16 protein-coding genes and 1 other RNA gene are annotated in these 14,017 nt (G+C 63.8%); 12 read left to right on the top strand and 5 right to left on the bottom strand.

What is annotated here, in order from left to right; all coding sequences use genetic code 11:
• Window positions 1-27 precede the first annotated feature (27 nt).
• From AC1DVS_RS19620 to AC1DVS_RS19565, 12 genes are all read left to right on the top strand, one after another.
• On the top strand, window positions 28-672 hold the full coding sequence (locus AC1DVS_RS19620; RefSeq protein ID WP_478025604.1) for a histidine phosphotransferase family protein: 645 nt from the start codon (window positions 28-30) through the stop codon (window positions 670-672).
• 53 nt (window positions 673-725) lie between these two features.
• Entirely contained in the window at window positions 726-3,032 is a 2,307-nt protein-coding gene (locus AC1DVS_RS19615; protein ID WP_478025603.1) for a chemotaxis protein CheA, read from the top strand.
• Complete coding sequence (locus AC1DVS_RS19610) at window positions 3,032-3,463, top strand: chemotaxis protein CheW (RefSeq protein WP_478025602.1); 432 nt, start codon at window positions 3,032-3,034, stop codon at window positions 3,461-3,463. The genes AC1DVS_RS19615 and AC1DVS_RS19610 overlap by 1 nt, the downstream gene beginning before the upstream one ends.
• Window positions 3,464-3,549: 86 nt before the next feature.
• The gene (locus AC1DVS_RS19605; RefSeq protein WP_478025601.1) at window positions 3,550-3,915 is read left to right on the top strand and encodes a response regulator; all 366 of its coding nucleotides are present in this window, start codon (window positions 3,550-3,552) and stop codon (window positions 3,913-3,915) included.
• A gap of 11 nt (window positions 3,916-3,926) precedes the next feature.
• Window positions 3,927-5,015: a chemotaxis protein CheB gene (locus AC1DVS_RS19600; protein WP_478025600.1), complete on the top strand. Its 1,089-nt coding sequence runs from the start codon at window positions 3,927-3,929 to the stop codon at window positions 5,013-5,015.
• Window positions 5,016-5,017: 2 nt separating this feature from the next.
• Entirely contained in the window at window positions 5,018-5,869 is an 852-nt protein-coding gene (locus tag AC1DVS_RS19595; RefSeq protein ID WP_478025718.1) for a CheR family methyltransferase, read from the top strand.
• 70 nt (window positions 5,870-5,939) lie between these two features.
• Window positions 5,940-6,629 (top strand): N-acetylmuramoyl-L-alanine amidase, encoded by a 690-nt coding sequence (locus tag AC1DVS_RS19590; RefSeq protein ID WP_478025599.1) that lies wholly within the window; start codon window positions 5,940-5,942, stop codon window positions 6,627-6,629.
• Between the two features lie 97 nt (window positions 6,630-6,726).
• Entirely contained in the window at window positions 6,727-8,697 is a 1,971-nt protein-coding gene (locus AC1DVS_RS19585) for an alpha/beta hydrolase family protein (RefSeq protein ID WP_478025598.1), read from the top strand.
• 55 nt (window positions 8,698-8,752) lie between these two features.
• Window positions 8,753-9,117: RNase P RNA component class A (gene rnpB, locus AC1DVS_RS19580), an RNA gene on the top strand.
• 65 nt (window positions 9,118-9,182) lie between these two features.
• The gene (locus AC1DVS_RS19575) at window positions 9,183-11,165 is read left to right on the top strand and encodes a hypothetical protein (protein WP_478025597.1); all 1,983 of its coding nucleotides are present in this window, start codon (window positions 9,183-9,185) and stop codon (window positions 11,163-11,165) included.
• Between the two features lie 46 nt (window positions 11,166-11,211).
• Window positions 11,212-11,754, top strand: a complete 543-nt coding sequence (locus AC1DVS_RS19570; protein WP_478025596.1) for a J domain-containing protein — start codon at window positions 11,212-11,214, stop codon at window positions 11,752-11,754.
• Entirely contained in the window at window positions 11,736-12,056 is a 321-nt protein-coding gene (locus AC1DVS_RS19565) for a hypothetical protein (RefSeq protein WP_478025595.1), read from the top strand. Before AC1DVS_RS19570 ends, AC1DVS_RS19565 begins: the two co-directional genes overlap by 19 nt.
• 35 nt (window positions 12,057-12,091) lie before the next feature.
• On the opposite strand, the gene AC1DVS_RS19560 is transcribed toward AC1DVS_RS19565, so the two are convergent.
• From AC1DVS_RS19560 to AC1DVS_RS19540, 5 genes are all read right to left on the bottom strand, one after another.
• Window positions 12,092-12,532 carry a SecDF P1 head subdomain-containing protein gene (locus tag AC1DVS_RS19560; RefSeq protein WP_478025594.1) on the bottom strand — a complete coding sequence of 147 codons (441 nt, stop codon included), beginning with the start codon at window positions 12,530-12,532 and terminating at the stop codon, window positions 12,092-12,094.
• Between the two features lie 47 nt (window positions 12,533-12,579).
• Window positions 12,580-12,996, bottom strand: coding sequence for a SufE family protein (locus AC1DVS_RS19555; RefSeq protein ID WP_478025593.1), 417 nt, complete (start codon window positions 12,994-12,996; stop codon window positions 12,580-12,582).
• A 25-nt stretch (window positions 12,997-13,021) separates the two neighbouring features.
• Entirely contained in the window at window positions 13,022-13,270 is a 249-nt protein-coding gene (locus AC1DVS_RS19550) for a hypothetical protein (protein WP_478025592.1), read from the bottom strand.
• Window positions 13,271-13,287: 17 nt separating this feature from the next.
• On the bottom strand, window positions 13,288-13,557 hold the full coding sequence (locus AC1DVS_RS19545) for a hypothetical protein (protein ID WP_478025591.1): 270 nt from the start codon (window positions 13,555-13,557) through the stop codon (window positions 13,288-13,290).
• Window positions 13,558-13,743: 186 nt separating this feature from the next.
• On the bottom strand, window positions 13,744-14,016 hold the full coding sequence (locus tag AC1DVS_RS19540) for a hypothetical protein (protein ID WP_478025590.1): 273 nt from the start codon (window positions 14,014-14,016) through the stop codon (window positions 13,744-13,746).
• Window position 14,017: the final 1 nt, after the last annotated feature.

The raw sequence follows: 14,017 nt of genomic DNA, 5'->3' as shown, positions 1-14,017 counted from the left end.
GTCAATTGTCCGGAGCGTACCCAATCCATGACCATCAGTGCGGTCGATTTCGCGAGCCTGTTATGCTCCCGCCTGTGCCACGACCTGCTGAGCCCGGTCGGGGCGCTCAATAACGGGCTGGAATTGCTCGCCGATGAGCATGATCCGGAAATGCGCGCGCGGTGCCTGGAGCTGCTCAGCGAGAGCGCCAAGGCGTCCGCCAACAAGCTGAAATTCTTCCGGCTCGCCTTTGGCGCAGCGGGCGGTTTTGGCGAGACAGTCGATTCGCGCGAGGCGCGTGCTGCGATCGAGGGGCTGTTCGGCGACAATCACAAGGTCAATCTCGGCTGGCTGGTCGAGGACGCGACCTTGCCCAAGGCAGCAATCAAGGTGCTGCTCAACCTCTCGCTGATCGCGGGCGACGCGCTGATTCGCGGTGGGCAGCTCGATGTCGGCGCTGAAGCTGTCGGCGGGCAGGTCGAGATCGTGGTGCGCGCCGACGGCCCGCGAATCGTGCTCGACCCCGAATTGCGGACGGCTTTGCTCGGCGCGCAGGGCGAGGCGCCGATCACGCCGCGCGCCGCCGCCGCCTATCTGGTGCATTCGCTGGTCGCCGAGGGCGGCGGCTCGGTACAGGTTTCCGATCCGGACGAAGCGGTGTTGCTTTTCGGTGCGACTTTCCGCGCCGGGTAAACTCCCTCTTAACCCGTTCTCGTCCAAAGGTGGTGCCTCATTCGCGGGGGCACATGGACGATCTACTCCAAGAATTCATCGCCGAGACACGCGAGACGCTAGAAGCGCTCTCGGGTGAGATCATTGCGTGGGAAGCTGCGCCCGATGATCGTGAACGGCTCGATGCCATCTTCCGCTTTGTCCACACGGTCAAAGGGAGCTGCGGCTTTCTTGATCTGCCACGACTCGCGCGGCTCAGCCATGCAGCGGAGGACGTGCTTGACGCAGTCCGCTCCGGCACGCGGTTGCCCGATACGAGGCTGGTCAACGCGGTGCTTGCGATCGTCGACCGGATCGGTGTGATCGTCGAGGCGATCGATGCCGGCTCGTCGCTCGACGATACGGGCGAGGATCAGCTGATCGCAGCGCTCGACGAGGGTGCGGTGGTGATTGCCCAGGCGCCGGTACAGGTTCCGCTGCGCAACCCGACCCGCAGCGTGCGGCTCAATGTCGACCTGCTCGACCGGATGATGAGCGGCATGTCCGACATGGTGCTCGCCCGCAACGAGCTTGCGCGGCGGTTGCGCGATGAGGGTGCCGACCCGAGCGTCGAGGCGGCGCTCGAGCGCCTGTCGCTGACGGTTGCGGAAATGCGCGACACCGTCACCCGGACTCGCATGCAGAAGATCGATGCGCTGTTCTCGGCCTTGCCGCGGATGGTGCGCGATACCGGTGCCGAGCTCGGCAAGACGGTGATGCTCCATATGGAGGGCAGCGACGTCGAACTCGATCGCGAGATGATCGAGATGATGCGCGATCCGCTCGTCCATATCGTCCGCAATTCGATCGACCATGGTATCGAGGCGCCCGCTGAGCGCCGCGCCGCCGGCAAGCGCGAAAACGGCCGGCTTTCAGTCGCGGCGCGCCAATCGGGCAACCAGATCATCATCGAGATCAGCGATGATGGGCGCGGAATCGATACCGAGCGGCTGATCGCCGCGATGGCCGCCCAGGGTTCGCGTACCGAAAACGAGCTTCGCGCGCTGAGCGACAAGGCCAAGCTCGAACTGATTTTCGAGGCGGGCGTTTCCACCAAGGACAGCGTTACGGCGATTTCCGGGCGCGGCGTCGGGATGGATGTCGTTCGCGCCAATGTCGAGCAGATTGGCGGCCGGATCGAGCTGTCCAACACGCCCGGCAAGGGCCTGCGGATCGCTATCCATGTGCCGCTCACGCTCTCGATTATCGCGACGATCGGCGTCGGTGTCGGCGGCCAGCGTTTCGCGATCTCGCGTCAGGTGATCGAGGAGATCGTTCGGGTCGGTGGCGATGCCATCCGCATCGACATGCTCGGCGATACGCCAATGGCCACCGTACGCGATCGTCGCATGCCGCTCGTCGATCTGGGTGCCACGCTCGGGTTCGAACGGGATGACGACCCGCGGATGCTGGTGATCGTCGGGGTGCCGGGCGGCAGCTATGCGCTCGCGGTCCCGTCGGTGCTCGATCACGAGGAACTGGTGATCAAGCCGGCCGCGCCGGCGGTGATGGTGACGGGCGTCTATGCCGGCCAGACCTTGCCGGATAGCGGACTGCCGATGCTGTTGCTCGATTGCGCCGGGATTGCTGCGAGAGCGGGCCTGTTGTTCGGCCGCGAAATCGCGATCGACGATGCGGTCGTCGAGGCGGAAGCGCCGCGTGTCTCTGCCCTGCTGTTCGACGATCTCGATGGCGTGCGCCGCCTGGTGCCGCTTGCGATCATCGACCGGATCGAGCCGGTGGCGGTGGAAGCGATCAAATTCTCGGCCGGTCGGCTGCGGCTTTCCACCGAAAACGGGATCATTCCGCTGGTCGTCCAGGGCGAATGGACCGGGCGGCAGACATTGTCGGTCCTGCGCCTGCGCGACGGAGCGGCTGAGATCGGCTACGCCATCGCCGAGGCGCTCGACATCGTGACCTTGCCCGAACAGATCGCGCCGTCGCGTGAAGTCGGCGCCATCGCTGGCGTCGTCTCGCTCGAAGGTGAGCAGGTCGAGCTGCTCGATCTCTACTGGCTGTTCGCGACTCACGGCGCCACGCGCTCCGACGAGAAACCACCGGTCTGCCTGATCGAGGGGGCCGATACGGCCTGGATGAAGACATTCCTGAAGCCGGTGCTCGAAGGGGCGGGCTACCGCGTCGCGACCAAGCTGAAGGCGGATGAGACTGCCGCCGTCGTCCTGACGATGAATAGCGACACAGTGGCGGCGAAAAGCGGTGGCGCACCGGTCGTGCGGCTCCGCCACGATGCAACCGCCTCCGACGCGCGCGAAGCGTCAGTCTATCGTTATGACCGGGACGGGCTGCTCGCAGCGCTCGCGGTTTCGGCAGGGAGCCGCTGATGCCGCAACTCTTTCTCATCGCTCATGTCGCAGGCCGTGCGGTCGCGATCGAATCGGGCCAGGTCGAATCCGTCGTCGACATCGGCGTGGTAGTGCCGGTGCCCGGTGCCGATCGCCAGGTGCGGGGGCTCGCCGCTCTGCGCAGCCGGGTCGTCACGGTGATCGACACCCGTGCCGCGCTCGGGCTGCCGGCCGCCGAAACCCGGGCGACACGCGCGATCATCACGCATGTCGAAGGACATCATTACGCGATCATGGTCGACTCGCTCGAGGATGTCGCGCCGTTCGACCTTCTGCCGCTTTCGCCGGGGATCGCGCTCGACGCAGGCTGGCGCTCAACAGGGTGTGGACTTGTGGAACGCGATGGCGAACCAATCCTCACGATCGATCTGCGTGCATTGGTCCCGGGCCTTACCGCCCTCGCCGCCTGAGAGAAGCACGTACACGGCAATTAACGTGACGCTTACGTATTTTGGGCAAAACAAAGCCTCAAGGGCGGAAAACAGGGTGTGATTAGATGAAAACGTGCCTCGTGGTGGATGATTCCAAAGTGATCCGGAAGGTGGCGCGGCACATCCTGGAGACGCTTAATTTCCAGGTGAGTGAAGCCGGCGACGGCCGCGAGGCGCTCGAAAGCTGCCTCGCCTCGGCGCCCGACGTCGTTCTGCTCGACTGGAACATGCCGGTCATGACGGGCATGGAGTTCCTGCGCGCGCTCAAGGACAGCGCCGTGACTCAGCGACCCAAGGTCGTGTTCTGCACTACTGAGAATGGTATCGCCCATATTCGCGCGGCGATCGAGGCGGGGGCCGACGAATACGTCATGAAGCCGTTCGATCGCGAGACGCTCGAGAGCAAGCTTCAGATCGTCGGCATGGCCTGAAAAGGCCAGCCATGCCATCCCGCAGCACCCATAAAACCACGCGATTCGCGGAGAATCGCGAGCGACCGCGCATATTGGTCGTCGACGATTCAGTCGTAGCGCGCGCGGTGCTCACGCGTGCGATCGCGCTTAGCGGCAAGTTCATCGTCGCAGGCGCGGTACCGCACGCCAAGGCGGCGCTCGCCTTTCTGGTCGATAATCAGGTCGATGGCATCCTGCTCGATATCGAGATGCCGGGGGTCGACGGCCTCACTGCGATGCCTGCGCTGCTCGCAGCGGGGGCGGGGGCCAAGGTTTTGATCGTTTCATCGAGCTGCGGTGACGGCGCTGCGGCGACCGTCTCGGCGCTTGCACTTGGCGCTGCCGATACGCTGGTGAAGCCGGAGATCGGGGATTTCGCCGGACGATTCGCCGAGGTTCTCGAAGAGAAGCTGACCCGGTTGTTCGAATCCGCGCCGGTTGCGCCTGCCGTGCTGCCGATCTCACGACCGATTGCACCTTCGACTTTGCCCGACAAGCTTGTCGGCAGCTTCGACATCGTCGCGATCGGCGCTTCCACTGGCGGCATCCACGCGCTCAGCCTGCTGCTCCGTGAAATCCCGGAAAGTTTCGAACAGCCTATTCTGATCACCCAACATTTGCCCGACAGCTTCATGCCGTATTTCGCGGCGCAGGTGGCTGTTCTTGCCGGGCGCCCGTGCGACGTGGCGACCGACCATATGCGCATCCGGCCGGGCCGCGCGATCATAGCGCCGGGTACCGCCCATATGCGTGTGGTCGGCAGTGGCGATGGTGCCGCGATCCGGCTTACCACTGAAATCGCCAAAAGCGGCTGCACGCCCTCAGTCGATCCGATGTTCGAGAGCCTTGCCATGGTCTATGGCCCACGTGCGCTCGCCATCGTGCTGAGCGGCATGGGTCGCGACGGCAGCGAAGGTGCTCAACGGATTGTGGATCGCGGCGGCAGCGTCGTGGTCCAGGACCAGGCGAGCTCAGTCGTGTGGGGCATGCCCGGCACGGTCGCGACCAACGGCATTGCCTGCGCCATCATGCCCCCCGCCCAGATCGGCCGGCTGATTGCGGCGCGGAAGCGACCATGATGATGACTCCCCCCCCGTTCGCCCGGCCGAAGGGCGCTCTTAACGTTCTAGCTGCCCTCCTCGAATCCCGTACTGGCCAACAGATTGCAGCGAACCGCGAATGGCGGATCGAAACCGCGTTGAAGCCGCTGATCCGAGAAAACGGTCTCGAGACGCTCGACCAGCTCGTCGGCGAGATTCTCCGCAAGCCCGAACTTGCCGATCAGGTTGTCGACTCGCTGCTAAATGGGGAAAGTTCGTTCTTTCGCGATTCAGCAGTGCTCGACACGATCGCTGAAGCCGTCGATACGATGCGCGTGGAAGGTCTTAACCGGCGGATACGGATATGGTCGGCCGGGTGCTCGATCGGCCAGGAGCCGCTGTCCCTGGCGATGCTGTTCACTGAGCGTGACGAACGGACAAAGGCGCTTTCGCCCGAGATCGTCGCGACCGACGTTTCCGAGACGGCGCTCGGCCGCGCACGTTCGGGACGCTATTCGCAATTCGAAATCCAGCGCGGGCTGCCGGTGCGTCGCATGATGCGATGGTTCGATACGGTCGGCAACGACTGGGTCGCCAAGGCCGAACTGGTCCGCCAGATATCATTTCGCAAGATGAACCTGGTCGCCGATCCGTTGCCGATCGGGCGTTTCGACATCATCCTGTGCCGCAACGTGCTGCTCTACCTTTCACCGGCGTTGCGGCGCGTTGTGCTTGATCGTCTTGCAGAGGTTGCGCGGCCCGGTGCGTTGCTTGTGCTCGGCGCGGGGGAAACGGTGATCGGCCAGACTGAGGCCTTCCGCCCAAGCCCACGCTTTCGCGGCCTGTACGAGCCGGTTGGCGTGGCGCCGCCGGCGTCATCAGTCGCAAAGTAATCAACGCCCCTATTCCGAAACGCCTCCGACCGTGCTTAAGCAGACCCAACGCGCGAGCGAGGGAGAGGCCATGACGATCATCGAGACCCCGTCGCCGAATTTCGACGAGCGGACACTGGGCATCTCAATGATCGTCCTGCACTATACCGGCATGCAGAACGCGCAGTCGGCGATCGACCGGTTGCGCGATCCGGAAGCGAAGGTTTCCGCCCATTATCTGGTCGCAGAGGACGGGACGATCCTGCGCATGGTCGCCGAGGACAAGCGCGCCTGGCACGCCGGCAAGGCGCGATGGCGCGGCATAGCCGACGTCAACAGCGCGAGCATCGGCATCGAGATCGTCAATCCCGGCCATGAACTCGGCTATCATCCGTTCCCCGAAGAGCAGATCGACGCGCTGGTGCCGCTCGTCTCGGAAATCAAGCAACGCTACGGGATCACGCGCGGCAATGTCGTTGGCCATTCGGACATTGCCCCGGCGCGAAAAAAAGATCCCGGCGAGCTTTTCCCGTGGCATAGGCTTGCCAAGGTCCGCCTCGCACTGCCGCGCCCGACCCGGAATCTGATGGATCCGATGTGGACCGACGCGGGCTTCCTGATCGCGCTCGAGCGTTTTGGCTATGATGTGTCGGACAAGCTGGCCGCCGTGGTCGCGTTCCAGCGACGTTTTCGGCCGGAGTTGCTCGATGGGGAGATTGATGGGGAGTGCAGATCGATCCTGCTCGCCTTGCTGCTGCCCAAGCCGATGGGCGACGATTGAACCTGGATCGGTTGCGAAGTAGCTTTGACCCAAGCATATTTCGCTCGGGCAATGATTGCTGCCGACTTGCGTAGAGCGCGCGAATTGGGGGGCTTGGTTGACTTGTAGATTCTTGCGATCCGTCGCTGCCTGGCTGCTGATCACTGCGTTGATGCCCGGGATGGCCGAGGCTGCCGCGGCGCAACGGCCGCTCGCTGTGTACGGCAATCTTCCCGGGTTCGAGATGGCAGCGATGTCGCCGTCGGGGGATCGCGTGGCGCTGGTCGGCGTGGTGAAGGATACGCGGCGGCTCATCGTTTTCGACAAGAACGGCGAGCCGCTGATGACCGCCCCGCTCGGCGACCAGAAATTGCGCCGGATCATATGGGCCGGCGAGGACATGGTGCTCCTCCAGCTCAGCTGGACCGTCAAGCTGGGGATGGATTTCATCGCAGACAAGGCCGAATTGTCGTCGATGATCGTTGTGCCGCTGAACGGTGGCAAGCCATGGTCTGTCTTCGACCACAGCAGGTCGATTACCGGCGGCGTTCGCGGTTTTTACGGGGTGATCGAACGCGACGGGCGTTGGTTCGGCTATTTCGGCGGTATCACGCTTGGCGCGCGATCGACCCTTTCACCGGGCGAGCATTTTCTCGATAGCACCAAGCCTGAGCTCTATGAAGTCGAGCTCAAGACAGGAAAGCCAAGCCGCATCGCGCGGCGGCCCGGCGACGATGTGGATCGGGACTGGGTGGTGGGCCCCGATGGCAAGGTCGCGGCGACGCTGGATTTCATATCCAGTTCTGGAAACTGGAAGATCGCCAATAGCAGCGGGAAGATCATTGTCTCAGGCCAGAATTCGCGCGGCGGGGTCGGGCTGATCAGCCTCGGGCGGACCGCCGGCAATATTCTCTATTGTGTGGAGGATGAAACGACCGGCGCCAATCACTGGCTCGAAGTGCCGGGCGACGGCGGCAACACGACCGAAATTCTCAAGGACGAGAGTGTCCGCAGCGGGTATATCGATCCGAACGGCCAACAGCTGATCGGCTATCTGCGCGACGGCGACATTCCCGAGGCGCATTTTTATGACGCCCGACAGGAAAAGGTCATGGCCGCTACCCGCCGTGCCTTTCCCGGCTTGACGGTTCACCTGGTCGACTGGAGCGACCATTTCGATCGCCTGATCGTGCGCACCGAGGGGGTGGGCGATCCGCAAAGCTGGTGGAAGGTCAATATCGCCACCGGCCATGCCGATCCGCTCGGCGTGTCCTATCCGATGCTGGCCAGCGACGTCGGCCCGATGCGCATGGTGCATTACAAGGCGGCGGACGGCCTCGAGATCGCCGGCGTCCTCACTCTGCCGCCCGGTCGGCCTGCGACCCGACTGCCGGTCGTCATATTCCCGCATGGCGGCCCCGCCGCACGCGATTATCCTGCTTTCGACTGGTGGGCACAGGCCTTTGCCGCGCAGGGTTATGCCGTGTTCCAGCCGAATTTTCGTGGCTCGACCGGCTATGGCGCCGCCTTCGAGAAGGCCGGCCATGGGGAGTGGGGTCGCAAGATGCAGAGCGACATATCCGATGGCCTGGCCGAGCTTGTGCGTCAGGGAATTGTCGACCCGAAGCGCGCCTGCATCATGGGCGCGAGCTACGGTGGCTATGCGGCACTCGCGGGCGTGACCCTGCAGCAGGGCGTGTATCGCTGTGCCGTTTCCGTCGCCGGCGTGAGCGACGTCCAGCAGATGTACCAATCCGATGTCGAGCGCAGCGGAGGCGATAAAACGCTGATCCGAGCGCTGAAGGCCGAGATCGGATCGGGCCGGGCGTTGAAGGACGTATCGCCGATCAGGTTTGTCGACCGCGCCGATGCTCCGATCCTGCTTGTCCACGGCAAGGACGATACCGTCGTGCAGTATGAGCAGAGCAACGCAATGGCCAGGGCGTTGCGGGCGGCGGGCAAGCCGGTGGAGTTCGTAACCTTGCCCGGCGAGGATCACTGGCTTTCGAAAAGCGCGACCCGGCTCGCCATGTTGCAGGCGGCGGTGACGTTCATCGAGCGCAATAACCCGCCCGATCCGGCACAATAGGTAGGGTTCACGATACGGCTACCGTTGCCCGCCGACTCAGGCTAGAGAGCGGGTGCCAGAGGGTCGGGCGGCCGCGTCATGCGCAAGCATGCCGAGGAAAGTCCGGGCTCCGCGAAACGACGGTGCCGGGTAACGCCCGGCGGGGGCGACCCCAGGGAAAGTGCCACAGAGAGCAGACGGCGAAGGCTTCGGCCCCGCCACGGTGAAAGGGTGCGGCAAGAGCGCACCGCGCGACTGGTAACAGGAGCGGCACGGCAAACCCCACCGGGAGCAAGACCGAATAGGGGCGGCATATGGGCTTCGTTTCAGCTCGTCGCCCGGGTTGGTTGCTTGAGCCCGTATGCAAATGCGGGCCTAGAGGAATGGTCGCCTATCTCCGAAAGGGGTGGACAGAACCCGGCTTACAGACCCTCTGGCGCTTTTCCGCATGCCGTCTTTACGGTACGATATTCCTGTCGCATAACCTTTGAAAAGGCGGGGAAATCATGCAGATATTCAAAATGGGTATTGCGGGCCTGGCGTTGGTCGGCGCCGCGGCACCGGGTGTTGCGCAGAAGGCGGCAACCACGATTCAGCAGGATTTCGAAACGGCGACGGCGCTTGCCGACAAGGGCGAGGATGCTGGTGCGCTTGCCGCGTGGCAGGCTCTCGAAAAGCGGGTGTCCACCGGCAACCGCCGAAGCCTGGCGATCGTACGACTGAGCATGGGGGCCGCGCTGTACAAGCTCAATCGCATGGACGAAGCCGTGGCGGCGGTTCACGCCGGCCTCGCCGATCTCCCGGTCTCGGACACGACGCTCGCCGCCTATCGCTACGACGCCTATTTGCAGCTCGGGCGGATTGCAGAGTCCGGGCTCGACTATGCGAGCGCCGTGGAGAATTATCGCATGGCGGAATCGATCGGGCCGCGACCGGTCGATCGCCTGGCGGCGCTGCGTGGCCTTATTGCAACCGAAACCTTCGTCGATCCGACACGTGCCCTGACCGATTTCGCGCGCGCTGATGCGATCTTCGCCGCTACGGAGACTGATGCGGGGAGCAAGGCTCTTTTCGCGACGCTCAGGAGCGTGCTGATGCTCAATCTGGGCAAATTCACCGAGGCGCGGCTCGTTGCCGGCGACGCGGTGAAACTCTTGGGCGGTTTGACCACCAAGACGGACCTCAACGATGTGGCCGCCCGCTCCGACTATTCCATCGCCGCCTTGCTCGAGGGACGACCTGACGACGCGCGGCGCTATATGGCGATGACCGGCGCCGGCCGCTTGCCAGACGGTGTCTTCGCGACCGGTGTGCAGATGAAGCCGCCGGGTTGCAGCGAATCCGGTCTTTCGCCCGACGATGCGGCCGTGATCGAATTCAGCATTGGCGACGATGGCACGGTCGTTTCCAGCACGCCGGTCTACGCAGCGGGCGGCGGCGCCGCGGGGCTTGCCTTTGCCCGTGCCGCACGAAGCTGGTCCTGGACGCCCGACCAGGTGAAGAAGATGCCGGCTTTTTTCCGCTATGGTGCGCGAATGGAAATGCGGTGTTCGACTGCGTTCGCGCGCCCATCGATTGATGACTATATGGGGTCAAAGCTCGACGCGTGGCTGGGCGGGAAAGGTGTCGCAGTACCGGCGAAACCCGCCGAGTCGGATGCGGCGGCACTGCCCGGGCAACGTGCGCGGCTCGCAGCGGCGGAGGCGGCCCAGGGCAAGACCGCATTGACGCTCGTTCCTTTGTTGTATGCCCTCATGCATAACGCGGTCGTCGGGCGCGAAGAAACCAACCTTCTCGCGCGCCGAGCCCTTGCGATTGCTGATGCGAACGGCGTGACACCAATCGCGCGCGTTACACTGTCACGCTTCATCTGGAATACTGACCAGGCGGACCGCTGGAAGCAGGGCGTTTATCTGCGCAGCGTCGAGCCCGCGCTCGCTGATCCGGCGTTCAATGATCCGGAGGCGCGGGCAGCGATCCGGCTGACGCTTGTCGACGCGCTCGGTCGCAAGGACGAGAAGAAGACGAGGCAGTTGCTTCAGGAGGTCGGGGCGGAAAGCGCGCTGGCACAGAACGATCCTCTGCGGGTCGGGGCGCTTATCCGATTGGCATCGCTTGAGGAGGCGAACGGCAACGCTGAAGCGGCGCGCGCCGCGTTCGAGGAATCCGGCCTGTCGGCGCGCCAATGTGCGCTGGTCGATTCAGCGCCCAAGCAGACCCGCTATGCCGGAAGTGCGGAGGACTTTCCGAAGGATGCGATTGGGTGGGGTTTCGAGGGGTGGGTACTCACCCAATTCGACGTGACCGCTGAAGGGCTGGTCAAGAACGAGCGCCCTATCATGTCCTATCCCCCCTTCGTCTTCAGCAAGGCGGGTGCCGGCGTGATCGCGAGGGCTCGCTTTGAAAAAACCTATCGCCCCGATGGCGGCCTCGGCTGCGGCAGCAACACGCAACGGACTGGTTTTCGGATAGCGAAGCAAACGATGTAAACGGCCGGGGTTGCGCCAGCGGGAGCTTCGCCTATGTCGGCACGATATGGCGCGTTCCTCTTCCCGATCTGTCGACTGGGGCTTTCCCCGCTGGCGTGGCTATGGCGCCGGCAGCGAGGCGACCACGGTGCGCCTGTGCGACCGGCACGGCTGCTCCGAGCCCGGCAATTGCCCGGCGCCGAAATCTCCGAACAGCCCGGAACGCTGGTATTTCTGCGTGACCCATGCCGGCGAATATAATCGCGGCTGGAATTACTTCGAAGGCCTGACTGCCGAAGAAGCCGCCGAGCGTGAGGCGGCCGAAACCCGCACCGCTGATGGTTATACTGAATCCAGGCATCACGGCTGGGCGGGACCGGGCGACGGCAGCCGCTCACGCGATGAGATGCGGGCGCTCGAACTGCTCGAGCTCGAGGTCGATGCCGATTTCGAAGCTGTGCGCGTCGCCTGGCGCCGCCTGGCCAAATCGAATCACCCCGATGTGCGCCCTGGCGACAAGGAAGCGGCAGCGCGCTTCCAGGCGATCCAGGCTGCCTATGATGTGCTCAAGGCCGCCGAGGATGCGCGGCAATGGAAGCCCGCCGTTTGAAATCGGTCCGCTCGGACTGGTCGAATACGCTGCTGGTCTGCAGGAAGTGCTCGAAGCGGCTGGACGGCGGGTTCGGGCCTAAGGGCCGAACGCCTCTCGCCAAGGCACTACGCAAGCATCTCGGTGTTAAGAAGGGCCGTAAAGCCGCGCTCGGCATCGTCGAAGTGAAATGCCTCGGCATTTGCCCGCGCGGTGCGGTGACGGTGATCAATGGCAAGGCGCCGCGGGAGTGGGCGCTGGTGAAAGCGGGCGCTGATCTTGATGCCGTGGCGTTGGGCCTGGGCGTGCCTGAGACGATCTGAGCGGGCGGTCCACTCACGTTATCGAGGCAGCCGGCTCACTTCGCCCCGGCGCGCACCTGCATAATCGCCGCCGCCATTGCCGAGGCATCCGCGCGGCTGCTTGTGCCCGAGTAGATGTCGGCTCTTCCGTCCCTGATGTAGCTATTCAGAACAGGCTCGGCGATCACATGGCCATCGAAGCTGATCTCGATCTGACGACCCAAACGGCAATGCTGTGCGGCGATGAATTTCGCATTCCCCGCTTCTGTGAAACGCAGAGTGACGATCCAATCGTCGGGTGCAAACCGGCCGAGCTCCGGAGTAGCCGAGGCGATATCGTCCGCACCAAAGAAAGTGCCGCCGATCCAGAGGCCCTTGCCGGAAAGCTCATGCGTGCGCCCGTCATTCGCAAACAAACCTGCGTCATCGGCCCCAGCCTGCACGGGCTGGGGGCAATTGGCGTCCTGGGATTGCGCCGATAGCAAGAGGGCGAGCATTGGGAGGAGCATCGGGATTCTTTTGCCTCACCAGGGCCGACCGGCCGTCAGCTTTCCGCGCCAGCATAGCGCGCCGCCGTCGCGCGGATCAATGCGATCATGTTCGGAATGCCCTGGGTGCGGTTCGAGCTGAGCTGGTTCTTCAGGTCGAACGGGGCGAGGGCCGCCTCGATGTCGGTGGCGAGGATCGCGGCGGGTGCCTGATCCTGCACCGTCAGCAATACCAGGGCGATAATACCCTTGGTGATCGCTGCATTCGAATCTGCCAGGAAATGAAGCGTCCCGTCAGCGGCGACCATCGGATAGACCCATACCGAGGCTGAGCAGCCGCGCACCAAGGTCCCATCGGTCTTGAGCGCCTCGGGCATCTCTTCGAGATCACGGCCGAGATCGATCAACAGGCGGTATCGATCGTCGGCGTCGAGGAAGCTGTATTCGTCTTGCAGGTCGGCGAGGCTTTGCATGTCTCGCCCGCTAGCCGGGTGGGCCCTAGAGGTCCACCCCGGCTGCGATTGCTTCAAGCTTGCGGATGCGCTCCTTGAGGTCGGCGATCTCGATCCTGGCGCTGGCGTTAGGCAGGTTGCGCTCCTGATGGTGGAAATCGCCGCCGGTCTGATGAAGCTCCTGATGCTTGAGCGCCAGCCAGCCACGCCATCCGGTGAGGGCGGCAAAAGTCATCATGCCCAGCCCCGCCAGCGCGGCGGTTGCCATGGTGATGTAGAAGTTTGGATCGGTCATGATCTCTGCTCCTTCGTTCACTTGCTGTCGCGCAGCTTCTCGATCTCGCGATCGAGGCGTGCGCCGCTGTCATTGTTGTCAGTCGCGAGCCGCTCGAGAACCGCGAGGCGATCCTTCATGGCCCGAAGCTCTTCGCGCAGCCGCTGGTTCTCGGCCTGGGCCGCGTCGTCGTTGCGAAGCGGCATGTCATTACCGTGCTTGTCTCGTACCACGCCGTAGCGGGCCCGCAGAACGCTGCCGATCGTACCGACGACGGTGACGACAGCGATCATTTCAAAGACGTTCATATGGTTATTCCCTTTGTCCTGAAACCAGGCGGCCCTAGCGCTGCTGAGCAGCCTCGCGCTCGAGGCGGCGGCGGGGGCGGTCCACCCGCTCGGTGAGATATACGGCGCCGGCAGTGAAGATCGCCAGAATTCCCATGAAGATAAGCATGTTACAATCCTTGAGCGTAAAATTGGGTGAGGTTGAATTCAGTTGAGCGGCGGCTGATCGCGGAGCTTCTCGATCTCGTCGGCGACATCGATGCCGCGGTCAGTGACGATACGTTCCAGCACACGCACCCGCTGTTCGAGGCCGCCGGTATGGGCTGCATATTGCGCTGCCTTCTCGGCAATCATCCTGGCTTCCAGTTCCATCTGCTTTTCGCGGTGGGCGAGCCATGGCTTGACGATGACGCCGCCAATGACCGCGACAAGACCGACCGAGATGCCGAGGATCGGGATCAGGAAAACAATTGCGCCCATG

This window comes from Sphingomonas sp. P3_C5, from assembly GCF_056402635.1.
The sequence above is the reverse complement of the archived record's forward strand: the minus strand, read 5'-3'. Positions and strand labels throughout refer to the sequence as shown.

What these genes read in the sequence shown, in the direction of transcription:
- AC1DVS_RS19620 (WP_478025604.1), top strand. Translation starts at nt 28, where the DNA reads ATGACCATCAGTGCGGTCGATTTCGCGAGCCTGTTATGCTCCCGCCTG.
- AC1DVS_RS19615 (WP_478025603.1), top strand. Translation starts at nt 726, where the DNA reads ATGGACGATCTACTCCAAGAATTCATCGCCGAGACACGCGAGACGCTA.
- AC1DVS_RS19610 (WP_478025602.1), top strand. Translation starts at nt 3,032, where the DNA reads ATGCCGCAACTCTTTCTCATCGCTCATGTCGCAGGCCGTGCGGTCGCG.
- AC1DVS_RS19605 (WP_478025601.1), top strand. Translation starts at nt 3,550, where the DNA reads ATGAAAACGTGCCTCGTGGTGGATGATTCCAAAGTGATCCGGAAGGTG.
- AC1DVS_RS19600 (WP_478025600.1), top strand. Translation starts at nt 3,927, where the DNA reads ATGCCATCCCGCAGCACCCATAAAACCACGCGATTCGCGGAGAATCGC.
- AC1DVS_RS19595 (WP_478025718.1), top strand. Translation starts at nt 5,018, where the DNA reads ATGACTCCCCCCCCGTTCGCCCGGCCGAAGGGCGCTCTTAACGTTCTA.
- AC1DVS_RS19590 (WP_478025599.1), top strand. Translation starts at nt 5,940, where the DNA reads ATGACGATCATCGAGACCCCGTCGCCGAATTTCGACGAGCGGACACTG.
- AC1DVS_RS19575 (WP_478025597.1), top strand. Translation starts at nt 9,183, where the DNA reads ATGCAGATATTCAAAATGGGTATTGCGGGCCTGGCGTTGGTCGGCGCC.
- AC1DVS_RS19570 (WP_478025596.1), top strand. Translation starts at nt 11,212, where the DNA reads ATGGCGCGTTCCTCTTCCCGATCTGTCGACTGGGGCTTTCCCCGCTGG.
- AC1DVS_RS19565 (WP_478025595.1), top strand. Translation starts at nt 11,736, where the DNA reads ATGGAAGCCCGCCGTTTGAAATCGGTCCGCTCGGACTGGTCGAATACG.
- AC1DVS_RS19560 (WP_478025594.1), bottom strand. Translation starts at nt 12,532, where the DNA reads ATGCTCGCCCTCTTGCTATCGGCGCAATCCCAGGACGCCAATTGCCCC.
- AC1DVS_RS19555 (WP_478025593.1), bottom strand. Translation starts at nt 12,996, where the DNA reads ATGCAAAGCCTCGCCGACCTGCAAGACGAATACAGCTTCCTCGACGCC.
- AC1DVS_RS19550 (WP_478025592.1), bottom strand. Translation starts at nt 13,270, where the DNA reads ATGACCGATCCAAACTTCTACATCACCATGGCAACCGCCGCGCTGGCG.
- AC1DVS_RS19545 (WP_478025591.1), bottom strand. Translation starts at nt 13,557, where the DNA reads ATGAACGTCTTTGAAATGATCGCTGTCGTCACCGTCGTCGGTACGATC.
- AC1DVS_RS19540 (WP_478025590.1), bottom strand. Translation starts at nt 14,016, where the DNA reads ATGGGCGCAATTGTTTTCCTGATCCCGATCCTCGGCATCTCGGTCGGT.